This is a genomic window from Pseudomonas chlororaphis subsp. piscium (assembly GCF_003850345.1).
Classification (GTDB): Bacteria; Pseudomonadota; Gammaproteobacteria; order Pseudomonadales; family Pseudomonadaceae; genus Aquipseudomonas; species Aquipseudomonas piscium.
Map to the genome: position 1 here is coordinate 3,932,443 of NZ_CP027707.1, position 22,623 is coordinate 3,955,065.

Sequence of the window (22,623 nt, forward strand, 5' to 3'; positions counted from 1 at the left end):
GGCAGCGGAGGTACCCATGCTGACCCACCCTTCCATCGTGCTGTTCCTGCGACGCCATCATCTGTTCAGCCAATTGCCGGAGCCGGTCTTCGAAGAAGTCTGTGCCCAGGCGATGCTCAGGCGCCTGGCCAGCCACGGCACCCTGATGCACCAGGGCGACCCGGCCAAGCGCTTTTTCCTGCTGGTCAGCGGCCAGGTCAAGCTGTATCGCATCAGCGGCGAAGGCCAGGAGAACCTGGTGGAAATCATCCAGCCCGGGCAGACCTTCGCCGAGGCCCTGCTGTTCAGCCAGGCGCGCTTCTACCCGGTGAATGCCACCGCGTTGAAAGACAGCGTGTTGATCAGCATCGACGGCAACCATTACCGCCACGCCCTGGAGGACCAGCCCCAGGTGTGCCTGGCGATTCTGGCGAGCATGAGCGTGCACCTGCACCAGCGCCTCAAGGACATCGACACCCTGACCCTGGGCAGCGCCAGCCGGCGGGTGGTCAACTTTCTGTTGCAGGAACGCGACCCGCTCAGCGGCGAAGTGGTGTTGCAGGTATCCAAACGCTTGGTGGCCTCAAAGCTGGGGATCCAGCCCGAGACCTTCTCGCGCATCCTCCATCGCCTGGTGGACAGCGGCCTGATCGCCATGGAACGGCGCACTATCCTGATCCTCGGCGCCGAGCAACTGGCCGCCTACCAGGGCTGACCCCAATCGGTGAACACCGCCCCTGTAGGAGTGCAGCTTGCGCGCGATGAACCTGAGGGCAATGCGGGGTGTCAGGCTGCGCGCGTCATCGTTGACGACCATCGCGAGCAAGCTTCGCTCCTACAGGGGGTAGTCGGAGCCGCACACGGTCTTGTAGTCGCTACCCAGCGCAGCGAGGCTGCGAACGAGGACTGGCCGGACACCTGTAGGAGCGAAGCTTGCTCGCGAGGCGTCGTCTCAGGCACGCCGCGTTACCCCGATCGCCGGCGCCTGCAAAAGACATTGCCCGGCGCCCCGTGACTCAACCCATCGCCAGCCCCCTGCCCGCCCGCTCCAGATTGCGCCACAGCCAGGCCGGCAACACCTCGGGGTCGAGGCTGTCGATCAGGTTCTTCAGGGTCAGGCCCAGTTCGGTATCGCCCTCGATCACCAGGCGCCGGCGGAAGAACAGGGTGTCAGGGTCTTCCTGGCGGCTGGCCAGCAGCAGGAACTCGCGCCAGTTGCCGCTGATGGTCACGTCGGCCCGGGCCCGCGCGGCGATGCGCAGGCCGTCGCGGTCGCGGGTCACGTACCAGGCCAGGCCCAGGTCGGGAATGCGCAGGCACAGCCAGCGCCGACGCAGCAGGTCGAATTCGCCGGCGCGCAACGGCTCGGCCAGACAGCGGTTGAGCCCCTGCTGCAAGGCCAGGCGCTGCACGCCGAAGGGCACCCGCCGCAACAGCGGCAGCACCCGGTCGGCGCCGCGCAGCAGCCATTCCTTGTGTTTGAATTTCCCACTCAGCACAGGCCCACCTCCTCGACGCGCAACATGCCGGCCTGGCCATGCCAGTAACCGTTGCAGCCCTCGACGAACAGCGGTGGCGTCGCGCCCTGGCGCACCCGCTGATAGGCCTCGATCACCTCGCCCATGCCCTGGGCCCGCGGGCTCAGGCGCAGCAGGTCGGCGCCGCAGGCCACCAGCCCGGCGTAGTCCGCCAACAGATTGGTGACCTCGGCGGACATGGTCTGGATGCCATTGAGGGTGAACAGCGCCTGGCCTTCCTGGCTGCTCAGCGCCAGGCCGTCGGGGTACTGGATGCAGCAGAACTGGCAGTCGTCCTTGGGCCGGTCCTGAGCCCGGGCGGTGAAACAGCGCGCGGAATAGGCCAGAGGCAGATGCCCATAGGCGAAGACTTCGACCTCGGGCACCGCCTGGCCCAGCTCGCGCAGCTGATCCAGCACCGCGCGGATCAACGCCGCCGAACACTCCACCGGCGGCACCCAGCGGATCATCCCGCACCCCTGCAACTGGGCCAGGGCGTGGCCGTTGTACAGGTTGAGGGCCGGACCGCCCACGAACGGCAGCTTGCGCTCGGCGAGGAACTGCACCGCGCCCATGTCGTTGGCCTCCACCAGCAGCTCGCCGTTGTCGCACAGGCGCCTCAAGCTGGACAGCTCCGAGGCGGCTTCGATCAGGGTCAGGCTGGACAGCACGATCTGCGCCTGGCTACAGCCCTGCAGCTCGCGCCCCAAGCCCAGCCACTGGTCCAGGGACAGCGCCCGGCGTTTCGAACACACGGTTTCCCCCAGGTAAATCACATCCAGGGGCAAGGCCGACATCTCGGCATAGAAACGCCCCAATTGTTCCTTGTCCCAGTAGAACAGGACGGGGCCCAGGCTGAGCTTCATCGCGAATTCCTCATTGCCATGATCGATGGTAGGCACCCAGGGTGGTCTGGCTGCCCTCGGACAGAGCGGCCAGCACCAGACGCCACTGGTCCTTGACCGCGAAGCTGGCGGGCGCGGCGCGATGGGCATCCAGCGCCGCGCGCCAGACCCGGGTGACCTGCTCGACATAGGCCGGGCTGCGCTGGCGACCCTCGATCTTCACCGCCTCGACGCCAATGGCCGCCAGCTCCGGCAGCAGGTCCAGGGTGTCGAGACTGGTGGGTTCCTCCAGGGCATGGAAGCGCCTGCCTTCGACCAGGAAGCGCCCCTTGCACAGGGTCGGGTAGCCGGCCGCTTCATTATCGGTGTAGCGGTCGATCAGCACTTCGCTGAGGCGCGCGCTCAAGCCTTCGGCGTCCTCGCTCCAGCGCACCGCCTTGGCCGGCGAGCAGACGCCGCACAGGTTCGGCGACTCGCCGGTGATGTAGGAAGACAGGTGGCAACGCCCCTCGGCCATGATGCACAGGCTGCCAAAGGCGAACACCTCGATCGGCACCCTGCTGCTGGCCGCCACCTGGCGCACCTGGGCCAGGGACAGCACCCGCGGCAGCACGGCGCGGCGGATGTTGTAGTGCTGGGCGTAGAACGCCAGGGCGCTGGCATTGGTCGCCGAGCCCTGCACCGACAGGTGCAGGTTCAATTGCGGATGACGCTGGCTGGCATAGGCCAGGACCCCGGGGTCGGCGGCGATCAGCGCGTCGACCCCATGATCGGCGGCGCGGTCCACCGCCCGTTGCCAGCGCGCCCAGCCCTGGGGCTGAGGGTAGGTGTTGACCGCCACATAGAGTTTGCGTTGGTGCTGGCGAATATGCGCGACCGCCGCGTCGAACTGCTTGTCGTCCATGTTCAGGCCGGCGAAATGCCGGGCGTTGGTGTCGTCGCGAAAGCCGACGTAGACGGCATCGGCGCCTTGGCGCACCGCCGCTTTGAGCGCAGGCAGGTTGCCTGCGGGGCAGACCAGTTGCATGGGGGTTCCTCATCAAAGAACGCGCCGGGGCGACGCGTATGCTGCGATCGGAAATGCGCTGCCAGTCTAGCCAGACCGGCAGCCACGGCCTTGACCGCAATCAATTGCCGTCACTGCATCAGCTCGGCGAACGACAGGAAGGGCACAGGGTCGCCCAGGCGCACCTGACGCTCGCACTCCACCAGCGCCAGACCATCGGCCCAACAGGCGGCGCTGAGCATCGCCGAGCTTTGCTGGGGATGCAGTTGCACCCTGGCCTGGGCATCCTCGCCGGGCACCAGACGGGCCCGCAGATACTGGCGGCGCCGGTTGCGCTGCAACCACTCGAAACCCGCGGGCAACGCCATGGGCCGCGGCAACACATCCGTCACGCCCTGGGCCCGCAGCAGGAATGGGCGCACTACTACCAGCGCGGTCACCAGCGCCGCCGAGGGGTTGCCCGGCATGCCGATCCACGGCTTGCCGGCCACTTCGCCAAAGGCCAGGGGCTTGCCCGGCTGGATCGCCAGGCGCCAGAAATCCACGTTGCCCAGCTCCTCGATGGCCTGTTTGAGATGGTCTTCCTCGCCGACCGAAACCCCGCCCGAAGTCAGCAGCAGGTCGCACTCCGACGAGGCCAAACTCAAGGCATGCCGGCTGGCCGCCAGCTCATCGGCCATCACCCCGTAGTCGTGCACCTCCACGCCCCAGCCGCGCAGCAGCGCCGACAGGCAGTAACGATTGCTGTTATAGATCTGCCCCGGCGCCAGGGGCTGGCCGGGCTCGCGCAACTCGTCGCCGCTGCTCAGCAGGCACACGCGCAGCGGCCGATAGACCTCGACCCGGGCGATCCCGGCAGCGGCCAGCAACCCCAGTTCCTGGGCGCGCAGGCGCTTGCCGGCCTTGAGCAACAGATCGCCGCGACCCACCTCCTCGCCCTGCTGGCGCACGTGATCGCCCACAGTCACTGGCGGCAAGCAGAGCTGCCCGTCCTCGACCCGGCAACTCTCCTGGGGCACCACCGTATCGGCCCCCGGCGGCAAGGGCGCGCCGGTGAAGATGCGCACCGCCTGCCCCGCCGCCAGGGGTGTGTCCGCCGCCTGCCCGGCGGCGATCCGCCCGCCCAGGGTCAGGCGGCCACCGGTAGATGGCAGGTCGGCGGCACGCAAGGCGTAGCCGTCCATGGCGCTGTTGTCCCAGCCCGGCAGGTTCAGCGGCGAATGGATGTCCGCCGCCAGCACCCGGCCCAGGGCTTGCTCCAGGGCGATGCTCTGGGTCGTGGGCGGTGGCGGCACCTGGTCCAGCAGATGGGCGATGGCCTGGTCCACCGGGATCAGTTGGCCGCTGTCGCAGCCACAGCCGGTCACGGCCGCACCCCACAGGCCTCGATCTGCTGTTGCGGCTCCTGATGGGGCTGCGGCTTGAGATGGGGAGCGAAATTGCATGGGCCGGTGCGGCTGTCCAGCTGCGGGCGCAGGATCATGTTCCAGGCGGTGCGACAGGCCCCCGGCGAGCCTGGCACGCACACCACCAGCACGCCGTTGCTGACCCCGGCCAGGGCCCGCGACTGCAGGCTGGACATGCCGATTTCTTCCACCGACACCTGACGGAACAGCTCGCCGAAACCTTCCACATGCTTGTCCAGCAGCGGCAGCACCGCCTGGGGCGTGTTGTCCCGCGCGGTGAAACCGGTGCCGCCGGTCATCAGCACCACCTGCACCTCGGGGTCGGCGATCCACTGCGAGACGCGGGCGCGGATCTGGTAGATGTCGTCCGGCACCAGGCCGCGATCGATCAGCACATGGCCGGCGCTCTGCAACAGGTCGCTGAGGGTCTGGCCCGAGGTGTCGGTGTCCAGGGTGCGCGTGTCGCTGATGGTCAGCACGGCGATGTTCAGGGGGTGAAACGTGCGTTGCGCCAGATGGGCCATATCCAAGCCTTCCCGTGAATGAGATTAGCCCCAGCCTGAACCGAATCCGCCGACGAACCTATTCCTCCAAGGAGGTACCTCGACGGGACGACAACGCTCAGGGCGCCAGCCGGCCGTGGCGCCAAATGCCTTCGTGCAGGCGGTAGTCCAGGCGGTCATGCAGGCGGTCGCTACGGCCCTGCCAGAACTCCATGCGCTGCGGGCGCAGGCAGTAGCCGCCCCAGTGTTCCGGGCGCGGCAGCGGCTGGCCGTCGAAGCGGCTGGTGGTAGTGGCCAGCAAGGATTCCAGTTGCAGCCGGTTGGCCAAGGGCTGGCTTTGCGGCGACGCCCAGGCGCCAAGGCGACTGGCCAGGGAGCGCGAATCGAAATACACATCCGACAGCCGCGGCGCTAACCGCGAGACCTGCCCTTCGATCCGCACCTGACGCTCCAGGGCCGGCCAGAAGAAGGTCATGGCGGCCCGGGGATTGGCCGCCAGCTCCAGGCCCTTGGCGCTCTGGTAGTTGCCGAAGAAGGTAAAACCCTCAGCGCTCAAGCCCTTGAGCAACAGCACCCGGCAATGGGGCTGGCCCTGTTCGTCGACCGTGGCCAGGCACATGCTGTTGGCCTCCACCGGCGCCTGCTCGGTGTCGCGGGCCTGTTGCAGCCACTGCTGGAACAGCGGCAGCGGATCGTCCGGCGCGGCCTCGTCGGACAGGCCATCGCGGCAGTAGTTTCGGCGCATCTGGGCCAGGGAAAGGGGCATGAGGGTGATCTCCGTTGGGGTTTTGCGCAGTCTGCGAGGCGGCGCCTGGCATGACCTTGATCGCCATCAACGGCGAGCATCGATTGCCTTCCCCCTGACCACCGTTCTCCATTGATCACCGCCATTCTTCTGTAGGAGCGAAGCTTGCTCGCGATAAACCTGAGAACGCCGCGGAGTGCCAGGTTATGCGCGTTATCGTTGACGACCATCGCGAGCAAGCTTCGCTCCTACAGAAGCAGCTGCTCTAGCGCAACACATCTGTAGCCGCTGCCGAGCGCAGCGAGGCTGCGATCGAGGACGCAGTCCTCGCCGGGCCAGTGCACGGATCTACCTGAAACACCGCGTCGCCCGATTGGCGGCTGCTGCGTCGGAGTGCCGCCCAAGCCGGTCGCAGCCTCGCTGCGCTCGGCAGCGGCTACGGAACATGGGGTGTCTAGAGCCTCTGTAGGAGCGAAGCTTGCTCGCGATGAACCTGAGAACGATGCAGGGTGTCAGGTTATACGCGCCATCGTTGACGACCATCGCGAGCAAGCTTCGCTCCTACAGAAGCAGGTATCGATGCACTATTTGAGCCGCAGGCGCCGGGCCAGTTTGTGCAGGTTGCTCGGGTCGACCTCCAGCAGCCGGGCGGCGCGGACCCAGTTGTTGCGGCAGCGGCTCAGGGCCTGGTGGATCTTCTGCCGCTGGCAATCGTCGACGGCTTCGCTCAGGGGCTGGAACGGCCCGTCGTCGGCCGCCTGCGGCGACTGTTCGAGCGGCTCCGCGCCCTTCACCGAGCTGTCGAGATCGAGCACGTCCGGCTCCAGGGTCAGGATCAGGCTGCGGCTGCCGCCACGGCTGAGCTGCTTGAGGCCGGCGCGGCTGATCACGTGTTCCAGCTCCCGCACATTGCCCGGCCAGGGGTAAGCCAGCAGCGCCCGTTCGGCCGCCGGCGACAGGCGCAGGCCACGCAGGCCGAGACGGCTGCGGTTGAGTTCGAGGAAATGCCCGGCCAGCATCAACACATCCGGGCCGCGTTCGCGCAGCGGCGGGATCGGCACCGGGTACACCGAAAGCCGGTGGTACAGGTCGGCGCGGAACAGCCCCTCGCTGATGCTGTCCGGCAGGTGGCGGTTGGTCGCGGCGATGATGCGCACATCCACATGCAGCGGCTTGTCCGCCCCCAGGCGCTGGATCTCGCCGTTCTGCAGGGTGCGCAGCAACTTGGCCTGCACGCTCAACGGCAGCTCGCCGACCTCGTCGAGAAACAGCGTGCCGCCGTTGGCCGCGTCGAAGCGTCCGGCGCGGTCGCTGGTGGCGCCGGAAAAGGCGCCCTTGACGTGACCGAACAGCTCGCTCTCGGCCAGGGACTCCGGCAGCGCCGCGCAGTTGACCTGCACCAGCGGCTTGTGGGCACGCCGGGACAGGCGATGCAGGCGGCGGGCGAACAGCTCCTTGCCAACCCCGGTCTCCCCCAGCAGCAACACCGGCAATTCGGAGTCGGCGAGCACATCCAGTTCGTTGAGCAACTGGTGCAGGACTTCGCTCTGGCCGAGGATCTCGCCCTCCTCCACCGGCCCGCGCGCATCCTGCGGCTCGCTGCGGGACAGGCGCAGGCTGCGGTTTTCCTGCTCCAGGCGGGTGACCCGCAGCGCCGCCTCGATCTGCAGGCTGCAGCGCTTGAGCTCGTCCCGGGCCTGGCGGTCGAAAGTCCCGGGGCGCAGCGCGTCGAGGGTAATGGCGCCCCAGACCCGCCCTTCCACATACAGGCTCACACCCATGCAGTCGTGCACCGCCAGCGGCCCGTTGTCCGGGTGGTCGAGCAGCCCGTCATAGGGGTCCGGCAGGCGGCTGTCGGGCTCGAACCAGGTGGGCTCGCGGGACGCCATGATCGCCGCCAGGCGCGGGTGCTGGGCGATCACGAAACGTCGCCCGAGGGCTTCATGCACCAGGCCGACGGTGGCCAGCGGCCGCAGGCTGTCGTCGTCCAGGCGCAGCAGGCCCACGGCCCCGGCCTTGAAGTATTCCCGCAGGGTCTGCACCAGACGCTGCAAACGCACGGCATTGGGCAACTCGACAATCAGGTCGGCCGCCAGACTTTCACGCAACATGGTAGTCATCACCCTTTCTGGTGGTTTCAACCCCGAAGCTTCGGGGTCATCCGCACCACGACAAAAAATTAATCCATTATTTTCAAAAAGTTACAGCTGGCATGGCGGATGCAACGACTCAGGGGAACCACTCCAATAAGGAAAACCCTGATGAACCCGACACTGCTGGAACGACCCGGTCTTTCCCAACCAGACGCTTCGAAGCACAACCTCCTGGAGCAAAGCCTCGGCCAACTGGCCTGCGACATCCCCGGCGCCAGCCGGGTGTTTCATGAGTTCAACCTGGACTTCTGCTGCGGCGGACAGAAAACCCTGCGCGACGCCGCCCTCGGCAAAGGCCTCGACCCGGTGCAGATCGCCGAGGCCCTGCACCTGCTGCAAGACAGCGCCGCCCGGCAGCACGACTGGCGCGACGAACCGAGCGAGCAACTGATCGCCCATATCCTCACCCGCTACCACGCCCGCCACCGCGAACAGCTGCCGGAACTGATCCGCCTGGCCTGCCGCGTGGAGCAGGTGCATAGCGCCCGCAACACCTGCCCCAACGGCCTGGCCGACCACCTGCGGGACATGCAGCAGGAACTCGAAGGCCACATGCTCAAGGAAGAACAGGTGCTGTTCCCGATGCTGCAACAGGGCCTGGGCCGCCGGGCGGCGCCGCCGATCCATGTGCTGCGCCTGGAGCACGATCAGCATGGCGAGGCCCTGGAGAAGCTGCTGGTGCTGACCGACCACATCACCCCACCCGCCGACGCCTGCAACACCTGGCGCGCGCTGTACCGCGGGCTGAGTGAATTTCGCGACGACCTGATGCAGCACATCCACCTGGAAAACAACGTGCTGTTCGTCAACGCCCTGAATGCTTGATCCCTGCCCTCCCGTGCCGGCCCTGTGGCTGGCACGCTCATTCAGCCGTGCCAATAGAACATCGCCTTGGCCAGGACCACGATCAGCAGCATGTGCCCCAGCACGCTGCGGCGGATCCAGCAGGCGCGGCCGGCGCTCAACCGCGCGGTCTTGAGCCAGTACGCCAGCAACAGGTAATGGCCGATGATGCTCAGGGCCAGCATGATCTTCAGGCTCAACAGGCTGGCGAAACTGCTGCCCAGGGGCTGGCTCAAGACGCCGCGATGCTGCCAGGCCAGGCCGATACCGGCGCCGTACAACAGCAGCACCACGCCATGCAGGACCTTGCGCGAACGCACCGCGATGGCCTGGTCCGCCGCCACCTGGGCGTCGCTCGCCAGTTGCCGGCGCGCGCTGTGCCAGATGCACACCTCGAAGAACAGCGTGCCGATAAAAGCGATGGCCGCCAGCAAATGCGTGACCACTAACCAGGGATAAAGCATTGCCCTTCTCCTTGCTCCGCATTCAGGGCTCAGCCCGGATGCCCGTCGACCCGTGCCCGCAGCAGCATCGGCCCGTAGCGCCAGACGTACAGGGCAAAGGCCAGGGCCCAGCACAGGCCCGCCAGCCACAACGCCGCCACCGGCAGCCAGAGCACCAGCAGCACCCGGCTGAGGCAGGCCAGATTGAGCAGGATGAACGCCAGGGTCATGCCGGCCGGCGGCTCCAGCGGCCGCCCGGTGTGGCCCAGGCTGACCCGGGCGATCATCGCCAGGATCAGCCCGGCCATGGCGCCGATGGTCAGGCCATGCAGGGCCAGGCTGGGGTTCAGCGGCGCGCCGAAATGCCACAGCGCCATGCCCAGGCACGCCAGCGCCAGCCAGCCGTAGGCCAGGTGCAGCGACCACAGCAGCGGCACCCGCCACAGCCCGCGATCCTGCCAGCGCCACAACCGCAGCAGATGCGCGGCCGCCAGCAGCAGGAACAGCGCGCCGACCCAGGTATTGGCCACCAGCGCCGGCCCGGCGGCATACAGCAGCGCCACCAGCGCCGCCCCCACCAACACCAGATAATCGAGCCACGGCCAAGGCGCCACGGCCGCGACCCGACCGAGGCCGCGCTGGGTGAAAAACGGAATCACCCGCCCGCCGATCAGGCTCATCATCGCCGCCACCAGCCACAGGCCGCTCAACACGCCCTGGCGCTGCCAGCCTTCATGGCCTTGCAGCAGGCCAGCCACCGACAGGCCGTCGGCCGCGGCCAGCAACAGCAGCACCAGGACAATCGGGTAATTACGCTGCTGCCTCACCTTCCACAACATGCGCCCCATCAACCCGGCCAGCGCCAGGGGAAACCCCAGCTCCAGCACGGCCAGCAGCGGCCAGGGCACGCTGCCCAGCCAGGCCAGGCGCGCGGCCAGCCAGAGCAAGGCCAGGGCCGCCAGCGGCTTGCCGCTCAGGCCCGGCTGGCCGGTCCAGGTCTGCGCCGCGGTCAGCAGGAAGCCGGCGATGATCGCCAGGCCAAAGCCGAACAGCAGTTCGTGGCGGTGCCAGCCCAGCCAGCCCCCCGCCGGTTGCCAGTCGCCCAGGGCACCCTGTAGCGCCGTCAGCCACAGCGGCACCACCAACAGCGCCAGGACACATCCGGCGAGAAAAAACGGCCGGAAGGCCAGGCGTAACAGCGGCACGATCGCCATCGCTGCACGACGGTCAAGTACTTGCATCAAGCCCACTCCTTTACCCAGCGCCCGACCCGGCGACGGTCGACACGCGGCGAATGAAATCCCCGGCCATCATCGGCCATTGGCGCGCCCTTGCCGTTGTCGCAAATCAAGCTTGCCCGGGATGCGGCAGGCTGTTGTGCCCGCCGTCCTTTCTGGCAGTGCAAGGGCCGTGCCCCGGTGCCCGATCGCAGCCTGGAGCGGCCACAAGCCGGCGGGCCGGGGGTTCGGCCAGGACGGCGTTGGGGTTCGCCTTCCAGCGAGAGGGTCAAATTGACTATTCGCTAGTCATTTACACCCTAAATCGCCAGGTCTTTTTGACCACGCCGTTGGAAATCCCCCGAATACAGGGGGCCTGGCGCCTGGCCCGGGTCTTGCTGAACACGGATCATCCCCATCCCTCCCGAATTACCGGAGCCATCATGAATACCGCCGGAGCTGCCCTGAAAAAAGCCATCCAGCCACTGACGTGGTTTGTCGTCCTGGGCGCGATTCTCGCCCTCGCCAGCCGTGTCGCCCTGGACCTTGTCTGACAGCCGCCCTCCTCCCCAAACCATAAGGATGAATATTCATGGTGCTTCATCGCGTGCATCACCAGATCCTGCGCAGCCATCACCTGTTCGAGCCCCTGAACGAGGAACAGCTGGACGAGCTGATGGCGGCCAGCCAGTTGCTCAGCATCGACAAGGGCGACCCGCTGTTCCGCCAGGGCGAGCCGGCCGAGGCCTTCTATTTCGTGATCGCCGGCGCGGTGAAGGTCTACCGCCTGACACCGGACGGGCAGGAGAAAGTGTTCGAAGTCATAGGCCCACGGCAGACCTTCGCCGAGGCCATGATGCTGATGGACACGCCGGACTATGTGGCCTCGGCCGAAGCCATAGGCCCGACCCAGCTCTATCGGCTGTCCAACGACACCTACCTGCGCCTGCTGCAAAGCAACAGCCGCCTGACCTTCGCCCTGCTCGGCAAGCTCTGCATGCGCTTGCACCAGCGGGTCAACGAGATCGAAACCCTGTCGCTGAAGAACGCCACCCACAGGGTGGTGCGGTATCTGCTGACGCAGTTGATGCAGTTGCAACCGGTGGAGCGCCGGTTCGAACTGCCGATGGCCAAGCAGCTGATCGCCGGCCACCTGGCGATCCAGCCGGAGACTTTCTCGCGGATCATCCGCCGCCTGATCGATGAAAAGATCATCAGCCAGGACGGCCGCCAGATCGTCATTCTCGACCGTCCGCGCCTGGAGCAATTCGAATGAGCGCCGGGCCGGTCTGCCTGTATTGCCAACAGTCCAACCCGCCCCGGCAAAGCTCCTGCCGCCACTGCGGCATGCCCCTGCCGGCCACCGCGGCGCACGCCGAACAACGTCGGTTGCGGCGCTTCGGGTGGTTCTGCATCGGCCTGACAGTTTTCTGTGTGGCGATGTTTTTCTGGTTGCCACGCTCCTAGCGGACGCTTTTGCCTGGAACAACGCGTTGCCCGTTTTGCGGCCGCTACGCGCCCGATCGCAGCCTCGCAGGCTCGGCAGCGGCTACAAGACCGCGCATGGTTCTGGTCTCTACGTGTAGCCGCTGTCGAGCGCAGCGAGGCTGCGATCGAGGACGCAGTCCTCGCAAGGCCTGTGCACTGGATCTACCTGAAACAACGCATCGTCTGGTGGGCGGCATTCCGACGCAGTCCTCGCAAGGCCTGCACACCAGGTTTGCCTGGAACATTGAACCCTTCCCCCTCGCCTGCCCTAGCCAGCGAAGGTGTCCCAGGCGGCGGGCAACAGCCGATGGTCTCTTCGCTGGCGAGCCAGGCTCCTTCCGTCAAGGAGGGTTGCGCCTCAAGGCTGGGTCAGCTGCCGATACAACTGCGGCAAACGCAGGGGCAGTTGCTCGGGCTGGCGGATCAGGGTGTAGCCATTGGCGCCGAACATGTACGGCAGGTAAGCCGCGGCCTCGCGGTCGATGGTGATGCAGAACGGCGTCAGCCCCTGGCGCCGTGCTTCCAGTACCGCCTCACGGGTGTCCTCGACGCCATAACGGCCTTCGTACAGGTCCAGGTCGTTGGGCTTGCCGTCGGTCAATAACAGCAACAGCTTGCGCTGGCGCTTGCAGCCAGCGAGCAGTCGGGTGGCCTGGCGAATCGCCGCGCCCATGCGCGTATAGAAACCCGGCTTGAGCCCCTGGATCCGTCCACGGGTGTGGTCGTCGTAACGCTGGTGGAAAGCCTTGAGTTCCTGCATGCGCACCTGCTGGCGGCGCAGCGAGGAAAACCCGTACAGGGCAAAGTCATCGCCCAGCCCAGCCAGGGTTTCGCCGAACAGCAGCAGGCTGTCGCGGATCACCTCAATCACCCGGTGCTCATCGTTGAGGTGGGCGTCGGTGGACATCGAGACATCGGCCAGCAGCAGGCACGCCAGGTCGCGCCGGGTCTGGCGCTGCTCCATGAACAGGCCGCGCTCGGCACAGGCGCCATGGGCGCGTTCGACGTGAAAATCCAGCCAGGCCTGCATATCCAGTTCCGCGCCCTGGGGCTGCTGGCGCAACCACTGGCGGTCGTTGCGCAGCTGCTGGAACTGCCGCCGCAGCAGCTGCGCCGAGGGCTTCAGGCGCGACGGCAGCGGCTGTGCCTGGCAGTCGCGTGGCACCAGCATTTGCAGGTTGACCAAGTCCTCCTGCAGCCGCCCTTTGCGGTAGTCCCATTCCGGCAGGTGAATGCCCTCGCCCAGGGGGATGTCGTCGACCTCCGCCGGCGGCAAATCCAGGTGCAGCTTGAGGCCGCCACCCTTGCGCAGGCGGGTGCGCGACAGGGTCAGCTCGTCCAGGTCGGCGGCGACCCGGGCCGCGTCCGGGTCTTCGCTGTCGTCGGCCCAGCGGTCCAGGTCCACATGCTCGGTCCAGCTGAACAGGTTCTCCAGGCGCACGATCAGCAGGCCGCCGTCGCGACTCTGGTCCTCGACCCGGCTGGCGCGCTTGCGCCCGCCCGGCTGCTCGCCGGCAGTGGTGGCCAGGTCTTCCGGCGAATCCTCAAGATCGGCGGCCAACGGGCTGGCCAGGTGCAGCGGCGGGTACAGCCACAACGGCACCGGCCAGGCCGCGCGTTCGCTGCGGGGAAACTCGGCGACGCTGCCGGGCTCGCGCAGGGCCTGGCACAAGGCCCGCTCCAGCGCGGCCTCGGGGCGGCTCAGCGAAGCCGGATCGGGGCGCAGTTGCAGGTGCGCCTCCACCAGCCTCTGGTAGCGATCCCGCAACGCCGGGTAACGCTGCAACAGGCGCCGGGTCCAGCGCTGATTGTCCCGGCCCCAATGGCGCATCGGCCCGGACTGCGCCGCCAGCAGGGCCAGCCAGCGATACAGTTCCTCGTTCAACGCCGCCTCGGGGAACACCGCGAGACTGGCCGGCAGGCGCAAATTGTCGGCGTCGCACCAGGCCAGGGGCAGTTGCCGGCAGGTGCCGGCGATCTGCTGCAACAGGCTGCGGCGCAACAGCAGGTCACGCTCGCTGGCCGCCTCGACGCCGCGACCGTCCCCGCCCATGGCCCGCAACAGCAGGGCCAGGGAGCGTTGGCGCGGCGCCAGTTCGACCCGCGCCTCGGGAAAGTCCACGCTGGCGCGGCGGGTGATAAAGCGATGCCAGACACTGCCGACCCACTCTTCCAGTTCCAGGGTGAAGGCCATAAAACCTCCTTATTTCCAGTGCAAAAAAACGGTCCGCGGCTACACACCGCTGTCGTGCGTTGCCCTGTAGCCGCTGCCGAGCCTGCGAGGCTGCGATCGAGGTGGGCGGCACTCCGACGTAGTCCTCGCAAAGCCTGCGCACGCGGTTTACTTGAAAAACCGCATGGCCCGGTTTGCGGCCGCTGTGCTGCCGATCGCAGCCTCGCAGGCTCGGCAGCGGCTACATGGGATACGTGTCCCCAGCCGGCTAGCGGTCGTTCACGAAGACACCACCGGAGCCGGCGCGCGCAAGGCGGCGCGGCCGCGCTGGCGGAAGCTCAGCAGGTAGCACAGCAGCCCGGCGAAGAACCCCAGCCCGCTGATCAGGCGCGCCCAGAACAGCCCGCTCAGGTGCTCCACCGTGGCCATGAACGGCATCGCGGTGCCGTCCTCGGCCCAGCGTTGCAGCAGCACCTGGACCACGCCGGCGGCGGTGAGCAACAGGGTGATCATCACCATCGACAGGGTCATCAGCCAGAAGCCCCAGACTTCCAGGGTCTGCGAACGTTCGTCCGCCGCCTCGCCGAGCCCGCGCAGGCGCGGCATGGCGTAGCTGATCAGGGTCATGACGATCATCGCGTAGGCGCCGTAGAACGCCAGGTGGCCGTGGGCCGCGGTCAGTTGCGTGCCGTGGGTGTAGTAGTTGACCGGCGCCAGGGTATGCAGGAAACCCCAGACCCCGGCGCCGAAGAACGCGGTCACCGTGGTGCCCTTGGCCCACAGCGTGGCGGCGCGGTTGGGGTGCTGCCGGCGGCGGTTCTTCACCATGCTGAAGGCGAAGACCACCATGGCCAGGAACGGCAGCGGCTCCAGGGCCGAGAAGATCGAGCCGACCCACAGCCAGACCTCGGGCGCACCGATCCAGAAAAAGTGGTGACCGGTGCCGATGATCCCGCTGATCAGCGCCATGGCGATGATCACGTAGAGCCACTTCTCCACCACTTCGCGGTCCACGCCGGTGATTTTGATCAGCACGAAGGCCAGCATCGCGCCCATGATCAGCTCCCACACGCCTTCCACCCACAGGTGCACCACCCACCACCAGTAGAACTTGTCGCGGGCCAGGTTGGCCGGGTTGTAGAAGGAGAACAGGAAGAACACCGCGAGGCCGATCAGCCCGGTCATCATCACCATGCTGACGGTGGTCTTGCGGCCCTTGAGCAGGGTCATGCCGATGTTGTAGAGAAAGCCCAGACACACCACCACTATGCCCATCTTGGTGATGGTCGGCTGCTCGAGGAACTCGCGCCCCATGGTCGGCAGCAGCTCGTTGTGGGTCAGCCGGGCCAGGCCCGCGTAAGGCACCAGCAGGTAGCCGAGGATGGTCAGCACGCCGGCGGCGGCGAACACCCAGAACAGCAGCAGCGCCAGTTTCGGGCTGTGCAGTTCACGGTCGGCCTCTTCCGGGATCAGGTAGTAGGCCGCCCCCATGAAGCCGAACAGCAGCCAGACGATCAGCAGGTTGGTGTGGACCATGCGCGCCACGTTGAAGGGAATGATCGGGAACAGGAAATCCCCGATCACGTATTGCAGGCCCATGATCAAACCGAACAGCACCTGGCCGAGAAACAGCATCAGGGCAAACACGAAGTAGGGTTTGGCCACGGCTTGCGAGGCGAATTTCAGGTGTGGATTGGCAAGACGCATCGTTCAGCCCTCCTTGTTTGGCGGCCAGCCATTGGTATTGATCTTCGAGCTCCACTTGAGGAACTCGGCGATGTCGTCGACCTCCTGCTGGCTCAGGTTGAATTGCGGCATGGCCCGGCGTCCGGGCACACCCAGGGGTTGCATCTTCATCCAGGCCTGCAGGAAGGGCTTGAAGCCCTCCTCGCCGCCGCGGCGCTGGAACACGTTGCCCAGCTCCGGCGCGAAGTACGCGCCCTCGCCCAGCAGGGTGTGGCAACCGATGCAGTTGTTCTGCTCCCAGACCGTCTTGCCGCGCACCACCGCCGCGCTCAACAGCGCGTCGTTGCTGCGCACGGGAAAGGTCTGCTCCGTGTGATAGGTCAAGGCCAGGAAGATCAGGAAGAAGAACACACTTCCCCCGAAATAGATGTTCCTGGCCATGCCTTTGGTGAAGGTCTCCGACATGCTCGCTTCCTCTTGGCTTGGCCCGGCCATTCTAGGAAGCGCGGGGGGCAAACCCGCTTGATGGCAATCAAGAAACGCCGATGGTTTTACTCGGGTATTCACAGGCTGAGGATCAGGCCCAGCAGCAAGGCCAGGGCCAGCGGCCAGCCGAGCAGCAGCCAGCGCCACAGGCGCGGCCCGTGGCGCAGCTCCATGAAGCCGTCGGCGATCAGCCAGGCCTTGGCCACCGCCAGCAGCAGGATCAGCAGCGCCACCCCGCGCGGCGCGCCCTGCCCCAGCCAACTGCCCAGCCATACCGTGCCGACGCTGAGGCCGGCCAGGGCGGCCCAACAGCTCAGCAAGAACCTGCCAACGGACATGCGCACCTCGTCAATCCAGGACGTAGACCAGCGGAAACAGCAGCACCCAGACCAGATCGACCATGTGCCAATAGAGCACCCCGGATTCGAAGCCCGAAGGGTTGTCGACGCCATAGCGGCCACGCAGGCAGCGCTGCGCCAGCCAGGCGAAAATCAGCATGCCCAGCAGCACATGGAGGAAATGGAAACCGGTAAGGATCCAGTACAGGGTGAAGAAGGTGTTGTGCTCCAACCCCAATCCCAGGCCCAGCAGATGCCGGTACTCGCCGAGCTTGAGCAGCAGGTAGACCGTGGCCACCAGCAAGGCCGCCAGCAACAGCGCCGCGCCCTGGCGTGGTCGCGCCCGGCGCACCCGTTCCTGGGCCAGCGCCGCCAGCAGCCCGGCGCTGAGCAGGCTCAGGGTCATGGCCAGGCCGGTGGAACTATCGAGCAGTTGGCGGCTTTCGGCGAACAGCTGCGGCTTGAGCTGCTGGGTCACGGCGAACGCGAGGATCAGGATGGCGAACACCGACAGCTCGGCGAGGATGAAAAACCACATCGCCAGGTCCCCCGGCAGATGGCGCCGAGGGGTCTTATTAGTTACAGCAGCGGCTTCAGCCGAAGTGCACATCGACCACGTCCATCAGCGCCGCCACCGTCACCGGGTCGTCGCTCAGGGGCTCGGCCAGGCACGCCAGGCAGGCTTCGCGCGGCGGCATGCCGGCGCCGATCATGCGCGCGGTGAAAATCAGCAGCCGGGTGGACGCCACCTCCTCCAGGTCATGCTGTTCCAGGCGGCGCAGGGCCTGGCCCAGCCCGACGATCTGCCGCGCCAGGGCGGCATCCACCTGCGCCTCGCGCTGCACGATGCGCTCCTCCTCGGCCGGCGGCGGATAGTCGAAGCGCATCGCCACGAAACGCTGGCGGGTGCTGGGCTTCATGCCCTTGAGCAGGTTCTGGTAGCCGGGGTTATAGGACACCACCAGCATGAAGGACGGCGGCGCCCGCAGCACTTCGCCGGTGCGTTCCAGGAACAGCTCGCGACGGCCGTCGGCCAGGGGATGCAGGACCACCACAGTGTCCTGCCGCGCCTCCACCACCTCGTCGAGGTAGCAGATGCCGCCTTCGCGCACCGCCCGGGTCAGCGGCCCGTCCTGCCACCAGGTGCCCTGGGCGCCGATCAGATGGCGGCCGATCAGGTCGGCGGCGCTGAGGTCGTCGTGGCAGGCCACGCTGTGCAGCGGCAGGTTAAGGCGGTGCGCCATGTGCTGGACAAAGCGGGTCTTGCCGCAGCCCGTGGGGCCTTTGATCAGCACCGGCATGCCGTGCCGCCAGGCCTGTTCGAACAGCGCCTGTTCATTGTTCAAGGGTTGATAGAAGGGTTCGCAAGCCGTTCCGAGATCCATGGGCTACCTGATTCAACAGCGGGGTTCGGGGACCACGCTAAGGCGCCACGCAAGGGAGCGGCAAGCGAACCGGCGGGCAAACTTGATCGCCGTCAAGCGCGCCGCGCCGGGCTGGAATCAGGGGCTGGAATCAGGGGCTGTAATCAAGGGCTGAAATCAGCGCCCGGAATCAGGCTCGACGCACGCGCAACCGGCAGCCTGCCCCGGGCTGCTCCGGTCCTCCTGGAACAGCTGGCAGATGCTGTCCACCTCCAGCCGGCCGGCGGGCAGGATGCTGATAAAGCGCTCCGAGACTTCCACCAGGCCGTTCCAGCTCAGCTGTTGCAGGCGCAGCCAGGCGGACGCGAAGTACTGGCGAAAGATCAGCCCGTAGCGGCTTTCGATGGCCAGGATGTCCAGCTCCAGGTCACACGCCAGGCGCTCCATGACCAGCTGCCGGACCTGGTCGCCGGCCTCGCAGCGCCAGCCGCGACAGGTCGCCAGCTGGCCCAGGTCCAGCTGTTGCAGATAGTCATCGAGCCGCTCGCTGTTCTGCGTATACAGCTCGTCGAACTGGCTGATGGCGCCCAGGCCGAAGCCCACATGGTCGCAATAGCCATGGCAGGTAAACCCCTGGCAGTTGCGGCGCAACCGGCCGCGCTCCTGGGCCATCATCAGGTCGTCGTCGGGGCGCACGAACTGGCCCAGGCCGATGTACTGGTAACCCGCCGCCAGCAGGCGCTCGAAGCAGATCCGCCGCATCGCCTCCTTGGCGTCCTGGCCGCAGGCTGCTGCGGGGCGGTCCTGGCTCTGGCGCCGGTAGCGCAGCGGCGGCTGGGCGTAGTCGAACACCTGCAGGCGGTCGGGCTCCAGCTCGATCAGGGTGCTCAGCTTCAAGGCAAAACTCTCCGGGGTCTGCCAGGCATGGCCATAACCCAGGTCGACATTCACCGAGCGATAACCGAAGGTCCGCGCCGCATCGATCAGCGAATGGATGGGCGCCGGGTTCTGGTAGCAGGCCACCGACAGCTGGCTGTCGATACCTATATCCGGCACGCCGATGCTGACCTGGTTAAAACCCTGGTCGCGCAGCAGGCCCATGGTCGCCCAGTCGGTGTGGTGCAGGTCGACGTCGATGCTGTAGTCGCCGCAATCGTGTTCGAGAAAATGGAAGCGCTGGCGCAGGTGCTGCATCAAGCGTTGCAACTGCGCCGCCTCCGGGGTGCCGCCACCGAGGTGGAACTGCTCGATCCGCTGCTCCGGCCCCAGGTGGCAACCCACCAGGTCGATCTCGCGCTCCAGTCGCCGCAGGTAGCTTTCGCCAGCGTCCACCGGCGTACCCGCCAGACGCGGCGGAAACTGCACGTTCAGAGACAGCGGCCGGCGCTTCTGCCGGCTGCCGCGCAACGCCCGCAGCAGGTCCAGGGAACCGATGCCGCCGTGAAAGCGGCGGGTGTCGGCATGGCAGTTGGGATCGAGCACGCCTTGATCGCGTCGAACGATCGGCTCGCTGCGGTGCGGCAGTAGATCAGGCATGACTGGGCTCCAGGACTGGCGGTGGAGGGCCAGTGTCCGGCGTTAACGCCCGGGGCTCCTTGACTTGCATCAAGCGTGGGTTCGGCGCCGGCCTACCAGTTCAGGTAGAACATGGCCTTGGCCAGCAGCACGATCAGCAGCATATGGCCGAACAGGCTGTGATGGATGAAGCGCGAGTAGCGGGCGTTCATGCGCCCACTCCTGAACAGCAGCATGGCCACCAGGAAATGCCCGAGCACGCTGGCGGCCAGCAGGATCTTCAGCATCAACAAGGTGCCGAACGACGACGCCAAGGGCGCCGCCAGCACCGGCAGATAACGCACCCAGACCATGCCCAGCCCGGCGCCGAACAGCACCAGCAGCACCCAGGGCATCAACTGGCGGGCACGGTCGGCGATGCCCTGTTCGAGCAGCACCATAAGCTTGGCGGGCAGTTGCTTGCGGATGTTTTCCAGGAACAGCACCTCGAAGAACACCGTGCCGATAAACACCAGCGCGGCGAGCAGATGCAGGCTGAGCAACAGCGGATAGATCATCGCTTCAGCCTCCGGTCACCGTGGGAAAAAACGCCACCTCGTCGCCGTCGTCCAGCGCCTCGTCGAGCCCGCACATATCCTGGTTGCGGGCACACATCAGGCTCGGCTCGTCCAGCACCCGCCAGATGCCGCAGCGGCTCGCCAGGTGCCGACGCAAATGCTCGAGGCAGGCGAAATCGCCTTCGACCACCTCGCTGGCGCAGCCCAGGGTTTCCCGGTAGCGGGAGAAATACTGCACCTGCAGCCTCATGCCGAGGGCGCCTGATAATCGCCACTCTTGCCCCCGGACTTGCGCAGCAGCCGTACCGACTCGATATGCATGCTGCGGTCTACCGCCTTGCACATGTCGTACAGCGTCAGGGCGGCGATGCTGGCGGCGGTCAGCGCCTCCATCTCGACCCCGGTCTGCCCGGCCAGCTTGCAGCGCGAAACGATGCGCACGCGGTGTTCATCCTCGAGGCTCAACTCGACCACCACACTGCTCAGCAGCAACGGATGACAGAGCGGGATCAACTCACTGGTGCGCTTGGCCGCCTGGATACCGGCAATGCGCGCCACCGCGAACACATCGCCCTTGGGATGGCCGCCACCGACGATCAGCCGCGCGGTCTCGGCGCGCATATGCACCCAGGCCTCGGCCACCGCCTCGCGAAAGGTCACGTGTTTATCGGTGACATCGACCATGCGCGCACGGCCGAGGGAATCGAGGTGGGTCAGTACGGCGTCGGTCATGGGCGCTTCATTCATGGCAAGGATGACTTGGTAATGGCGGCGAAAAGCGCGACGGGATCGCCCCGGCTTCGCACGCCGTTGGGTGGCAACGAGACTACTGCGCCGGCCCGCTGGCGCGGTTGACGTCAATCAAGAAACCCACAAGTCCCAAGGAGGGTCGTAACCGCCCTATGCGCTGCGTAAGCAGCCTATCGCCCCGCACCACAGGCCTGCAGAGCCACCCTGTCCACGATCCGCCGTTTCAGTCGGGCTCACGCGCAAGCCGCAGGTAGCGTTCGCCTTCCGATTGCAGCTGCGCATCGCTCGCCGCCAGCTGGGCCCGAGCTTCGGCCAGGTTTTTCCGGCAGCCATCCCAGCGGCAATCCGGCACCTGTTTGATCAGTGAGCTGGGCGACACATTCGCGGCGCTCGCCTCCAGTCGCTCGCCATCGCTCCAGTCCATCCGCCACTCGGTGTCGGGCAAGTGCTCGGCACCGTTGCCGTAATGCAATTGCCCGCGGTAGCGCATCAGCTTGCCTGCGAAGAACAGCCAGGTTTCGCGCTTGACCGCTACGTCCCCCTCGATCGTCCGCTCGGCGCCCGCTTCGGCCTCCAGCTCCACCTGCGCGAGGGGGCCGCTTTGGGTCAGTTTCAACCACACGCCCTTGGGCGCGTTGTAGTGCTTCAAGCCGTACCAGCGCGGTGTGCTGTCCGGCATCACGACGGTGCTGATGCGTTCCTTCGCACTATACGAAGAGAGTCGCCAGGGAAACTGGTTGAGCTTGACAGTCGCCGGCACGCGGCCGGTCCTGGTCCAGTCCGGCGATACCTCAAGCCGCTCCTGCAGGTCCAGGCTCAAGTGCCCCGGCCATGCCAGCTGTCGCACGCTGCCATCCGGCGCCTTCAGGTTGGCACGCAGGGTCGTCACCGCCATAGGATCGCCAGGGTGGCTATCTCCCCCTGGCGTTCTGACGGCCAGATCCACCATCTGATAACCGGGCACATCCTGCTTCGGGAAGACCAGCGCAATACTCAGGGGTTGCTTGCGTCGCTTGGAGAACCCCCGCCGTGCCTCCCACGACAAATCGCGGGCCCAGCTTGTAAACAAGGGCTCGCGCCACAGCGCGTCCGCCGGTGCGCGCAATTCGGCATGGCTGAAGCTGTAATACTCGGCAGGTGTTTCGGGCAACTCGAAGCGCAGCTTCAGCGGCTGCCCCGCGCTGCCCTGCAACACCTGCGCGCGAACCGTCACTTGGCGCCGCACCGGCAAGCTTTCCATCTCGAAACGAGGCGCCGGGACACAGACGGTACCGACCATGCAGGTGAGCAGCTGCAAGCTGGGCCGCGTCTTATGCGTCTTGCCCTTGCTACCGATAGAGGGGAAGTAATAGGCAACGAGCTCGGCCCCCGTCCATACTTGCGGCCACAATCGCGCCTGGGTCGATTCATCGAGGTAGGCAATGGAGCTGTCGGCCAGTTCGACCTCCAATGACAGCGACGCCGCCTGCAGGGGCGCAACAGACGAGGCCACCAGTAATGCAGCGGTCGCGATGGCGCACCGCAGGTTCGTTCTGCCAGCCGGATTGGCGAAAAACAGGATTGTTTGAATGAGCATTCTCCCTCCATGGAAATGAAACGACACATCGAT

Annotated in this window: 24 protein-coding genes; 4 read left to right on the forward strand and 20 right to left on the reverse strand. The window is 66.5% G+C overall.

Annotation, left to right across the window (positions count from 1 at the left end):
- The first annotated feature begins 16 nt into the window (after window positions 1-16).
- Complete coding sequence (locus C4K38_RS18080) at window positions 17-694, forward strand: Crp/Fnr family transcriptional regulator (protein ID WP_053279559.1); 678 nt, start codon at window positions 17-19, stop codon at window positions 692-694.
- A gap of 301 nt (window positions 695-995) precedes the next feature.
- Here C4K38_RS18080 and ubiT read toward each other — a convergent pair whose 3' ends face one another.
- From ubiT to norR, 7 genes are all read right to left on the reverse strand, one after another.
- A complete protein-coding gene (gene ubiT / locus C4K38_RS18085) occupies window positions 996-1,478 on the reverse strand; it encodes a ubiquinone anaerobic biosynthesis accessory factor UbiT (RefSeq protein ID WP_053279560.1) in 483 nt (160 codons plus the stop codon).
- Window positions 1,472-2,362, reverse strand: coding sequence for a U32 family peptidase (locus C4K38_RS18090; protein WP_053279561.1), 891 nt, complete (start codon window positions 2,360-2,362; stop codon window positions 1,472-1,474). The genes ubiT and C4K38_RS18090 overlap by 7 nt, the downstream gene beginning before the upstream one ends.
- A gap of 10 nt (window positions 2,363-2,372) precedes the next feature.
- Complete coding sequence (ubiU, locus tag C4K38_RS18095; RefSeq protein ID WP_053279562.1) at window positions 2,373-3,368, reverse strand: ubiquinone anaerobic biosynthesis protein UbiU; 996 nt, start codon at window positions 3,366-3,368, stop codon at window positions 2,373-2,375.
- 110 nt (window positions 3,369-3,478) lie between these two features.
- On the reverse strand, window positions 3,479-4,714 hold the full coding sequence (locus C4K38_RS18100) for a molybdopterin molybdotransferase MoeA (protein ID WP_053279563.1): 1,236 nt from the start codon (window positions 4,712-4,714) through the stop codon (window positions 3,479-3,481).
- Window positions 4,711-5,277 carry a molybdenum cofactor biosynthesis protein B gene (gene moaB, locus C4K38_RS18105; RefSeq protein WP_053279564.1) on the reverse strand — a complete coding sequence of 189 codons (567 nt, stop codon included), beginning with the start codon at window positions 5,275-5,277 and terminating at the stop codon, window positions 4,711-4,713. The genes C4K38_RS18100 and moaB overlap by 4 nt, the downstream gene beginning before the upstream one ends.
- Window positions 5,278-5,374: 97 nt before the next feature.
- On the reverse strand, window positions 5,375-6,022 hold the full coding sequence (gene pdxH / locus C4K38_RS18110) for a pyridoxamine 5'-phosphate oxidase (RefSeq protein WP_053279565.1): 648 nt from the start codon (window positions 6,020-6,022) through the stop codon (window positions 5,375-5,377).
- A 563-nt stretch (window positions 6,023-6,585) separates the two neighbouring features.
- Window positions 6,586-8,112 (reverse strand): nitric oxide reductase transcriptional regulator NorR, encoded by a 1,527-nt coding sequence (gene norR / locus C4K38_RS18120; protein ID WP_053279624.1) that lies wholly within the window; start codon window positions 8,110-8,112, stop codon window positions 6,586-6,588.
- Between the two features lie 150 nt (window positions 8,113-8,262).
- On the opposite strand from norR, the gene ytfE reads away from it, so the two are divergent.
- Window positions 8,263-8,979 carry an iron-sulfur cluster repair protein YtfE gene (gene ytfE, locus C4K38_RS18125; protein WP_053279566.1) on the forward strand — a complete coding sequence of 239 codons (717 nt, stop codon included), beginning with the start codon at window positions 8,263-8,265 and terminating at the stop codon, window positions 8,977-8,979.
- Window positions 8,980-9,020: 41 nt separating this feature from the next.
- Here the strand turns inward: ytfE and C4K38_RS18130 are convergent, their stop codons facing one another.
- Both C4K38_RS18130 and C4K38_RS18135 read right to left on the reverse strand, forming a co-directional pair.
- Complete coding sequence (locus tag C4K38_RS18130) at window positions 9,021-9,461, reverse strand: CopD family copper resistance protein (RefSeq protein WP_053279567.1); 441 nt, start codon at window positions 9,459-9,461, stop codon at window positions 9,021-9,023.
- Window positions 9,462-9,490: 29 nt separating this feature from the next.
- Window positions 9,491-10,681, reverse strand: coding sequence for an NnrS family protein (locus tag C4K38_RS18135; protein WP_053279568.1), 1,191 nt, complete (start codon window positions 10,679-10,681; stop codon window positions 9,491-9,493).
- A gap of 568 nt (window positions 10,682-11,249) precedes the next feature.
- Here C4K38_RS18135 and C4K38_RS18140 point away from each other — a divergent pair.
- Window positions 11,250-11,933, forward strand: coding sequence for a Crp/Fnr family transcriptional regulator (locus C4K38_RS18140; RefSeq protein WP_053279570.1), 684 nt, complete (start codon window positions 11,250-11,252; stop codon window positions 11,931-11,933).
- Window positions 11,930-12,124: a hypothetical protein gene (locus C4K38_RS32590; RefSeq protein ID WP_053279571.1), complete on the forward strand. Its 195-nt coding sequence runs from the start codon at window positions 11,930-11,932 to the stop codon at window positions 12,122-12,124. Before C4K38_RS18140 ends, C4K38_RS32590 begins: the two co-directional genes overlap by 4 nt.
- A 379-nt stretch (window positions 12,125-12,503) precedes the next feature.
- On the opposite strand, the gene C4K38_RS18150 is transcribed toward C4K38_RS32590, so the two are convergent.
- The 11 genes from C4K38_RS18150 to C4K38_RS18200 all read right to left on the reverse strand — a co-directional run bounded on the left by C4K38_RS18150 (window position 12,504) and on the right by C4K38_RS18200 (window position 22,590).
- A complete protein-coding gene (locus C4K38_RS18150) occupies window positions 12,504-14,339 on the reverse strand; it encodes a nitric oxide reductase activation protein NorD (protein WP_053279572.1) in 1,836 nt (611 codons plus the stop codon).
- Between the two features lie 258 nt (window positions 14,340-14,597).
- Window positions 14,598-16,025, reverse strand: coding sequence for a cbb3-type cytochrome c oxidase subunit I (locus C4K38_RS18155; protein WP_025810383.1), 1,428 nt, complete (start codon window positions 16,023-16,025; stop codon window positions 14,598-14,600).
- A gap of 3 nt (window positions 16,026-16,028) precedes the next feature.
- Window positions 16,029-16,469: a c-type cytochrome gene (locus tag C4K38_RS18160; protein WP_016702476.1), complete on the reverse strand. Its 441-nt coding sequence runs from the start codon at window positions 16,467-16,469 to the stop codon at window positions 16,029-16,031.
- 98 nt (window positions 16,470-16,567) lie between these two features.
- Window positions 16,568-16,828 (reverse strand): cytochrome C oxidase subunit IV family protein, encoded by a 261-nt coding sequence (locus tag C4K38_RS18165; RefSeq protein WP_053279573.1) that lies wholly within the window; start codon window positions 16,826-16,828, stop codon window positions 16,568-16,570.
- A 10-nt stretch (window positions 16,829-16,838) separates the two neighbouring features.
- Window positions 16,839-17,438, reverse strand: a complete 600-nt coding sequence (locus C4K38_RS18170) for a cytochrome c oxidase subunit 3 (RefSeq protein ID WP_053279574.1) — start codon at window positions 17,436-17,438, stop codon at window positions 16,839-16,841.
- Window positions 17,422-18,213, reverse strand: coding sequence for a CbbQ/NirQ/NorQ/GpvN family protein (locus C4K38_RS18175; RefSeq protein WP_053279575.1), 792 nt, complete (start codon window positions 18,211-18,213; stop codon window positions 17,422-17,424). The genes C4K38_RS18170 and C4K38_RS18175 overlap by 17 nt, the downstream gene beginning before the upstream one ends.
- Before the next feature lie 156 nt (window positions 18,214-18,369).
- The gene (locus C4K38_RS18180) at window positions 18,370-19,728 is read right to left on the reverse strand and encodes an oxygen-independent coproporphyrinogen III oxidase (RefSeq protein WP_053279576.1); all 1,359 of its coding nucleotides are present in this window, start codon (window positions 19,726-19,728) and stop codon (window positions 18,370-18,372) included.
- Between the two features lie 92 nt (window positions 19,729-19,820).
- A complete protein-coding gene (locus C4K38_RS18185; RefSeq protein ID WP_053279577.1) occupies window positions 19,821-20,264 on the reverse strand; it encodes a CopD family copper resistance protein in 444 nt (147 codons plus the stop codon).
- 4 nt (window positions 20,265-20,268) lie between these two features.
- On the reverse strand, window positions 20,269-20,514 hold the full coding sequence (locus C4K38_RS18190) for a MoaD/ThiS family protein (RefSeq protein ID WP_016702481.1): 246 nt from the start codon (window positions 20,512-20,514) through the stop codon (window positions 20,269-20,271).
- The gene (gene moaC, locus C4K38_RS18195; protein WP_053279578.1) at window positions 20,511-20,996 is read right to left on the reverse strand and encodes a cyclic pyranopterin monophosphate synthase MoaC; all 486 of its coding nucleotides are present in this window, start codon (window positions 20,994-20,996) and stop codon (window positions 20,511-20,513) included. The genes C4K38_RS18190 and moaC overlap by 4 nt, the downstream gene beginning before the upstream one ends.
- Window positions 20,997-21,237: 241 nt before the next feature.
- Window positions 21,238-22,590, reverse strand: a complete 1,353-nt coding sequence (locus tag C4K38_RS18200; RefSeq protein ID WP_053279579.1) for a hypothetical protein — start codon at window positions 22,588-22,590, stop codon at window positions 21,238-21,240.
- Window positions 22,591-22,623: the final 33 nt, after the last annotated feature.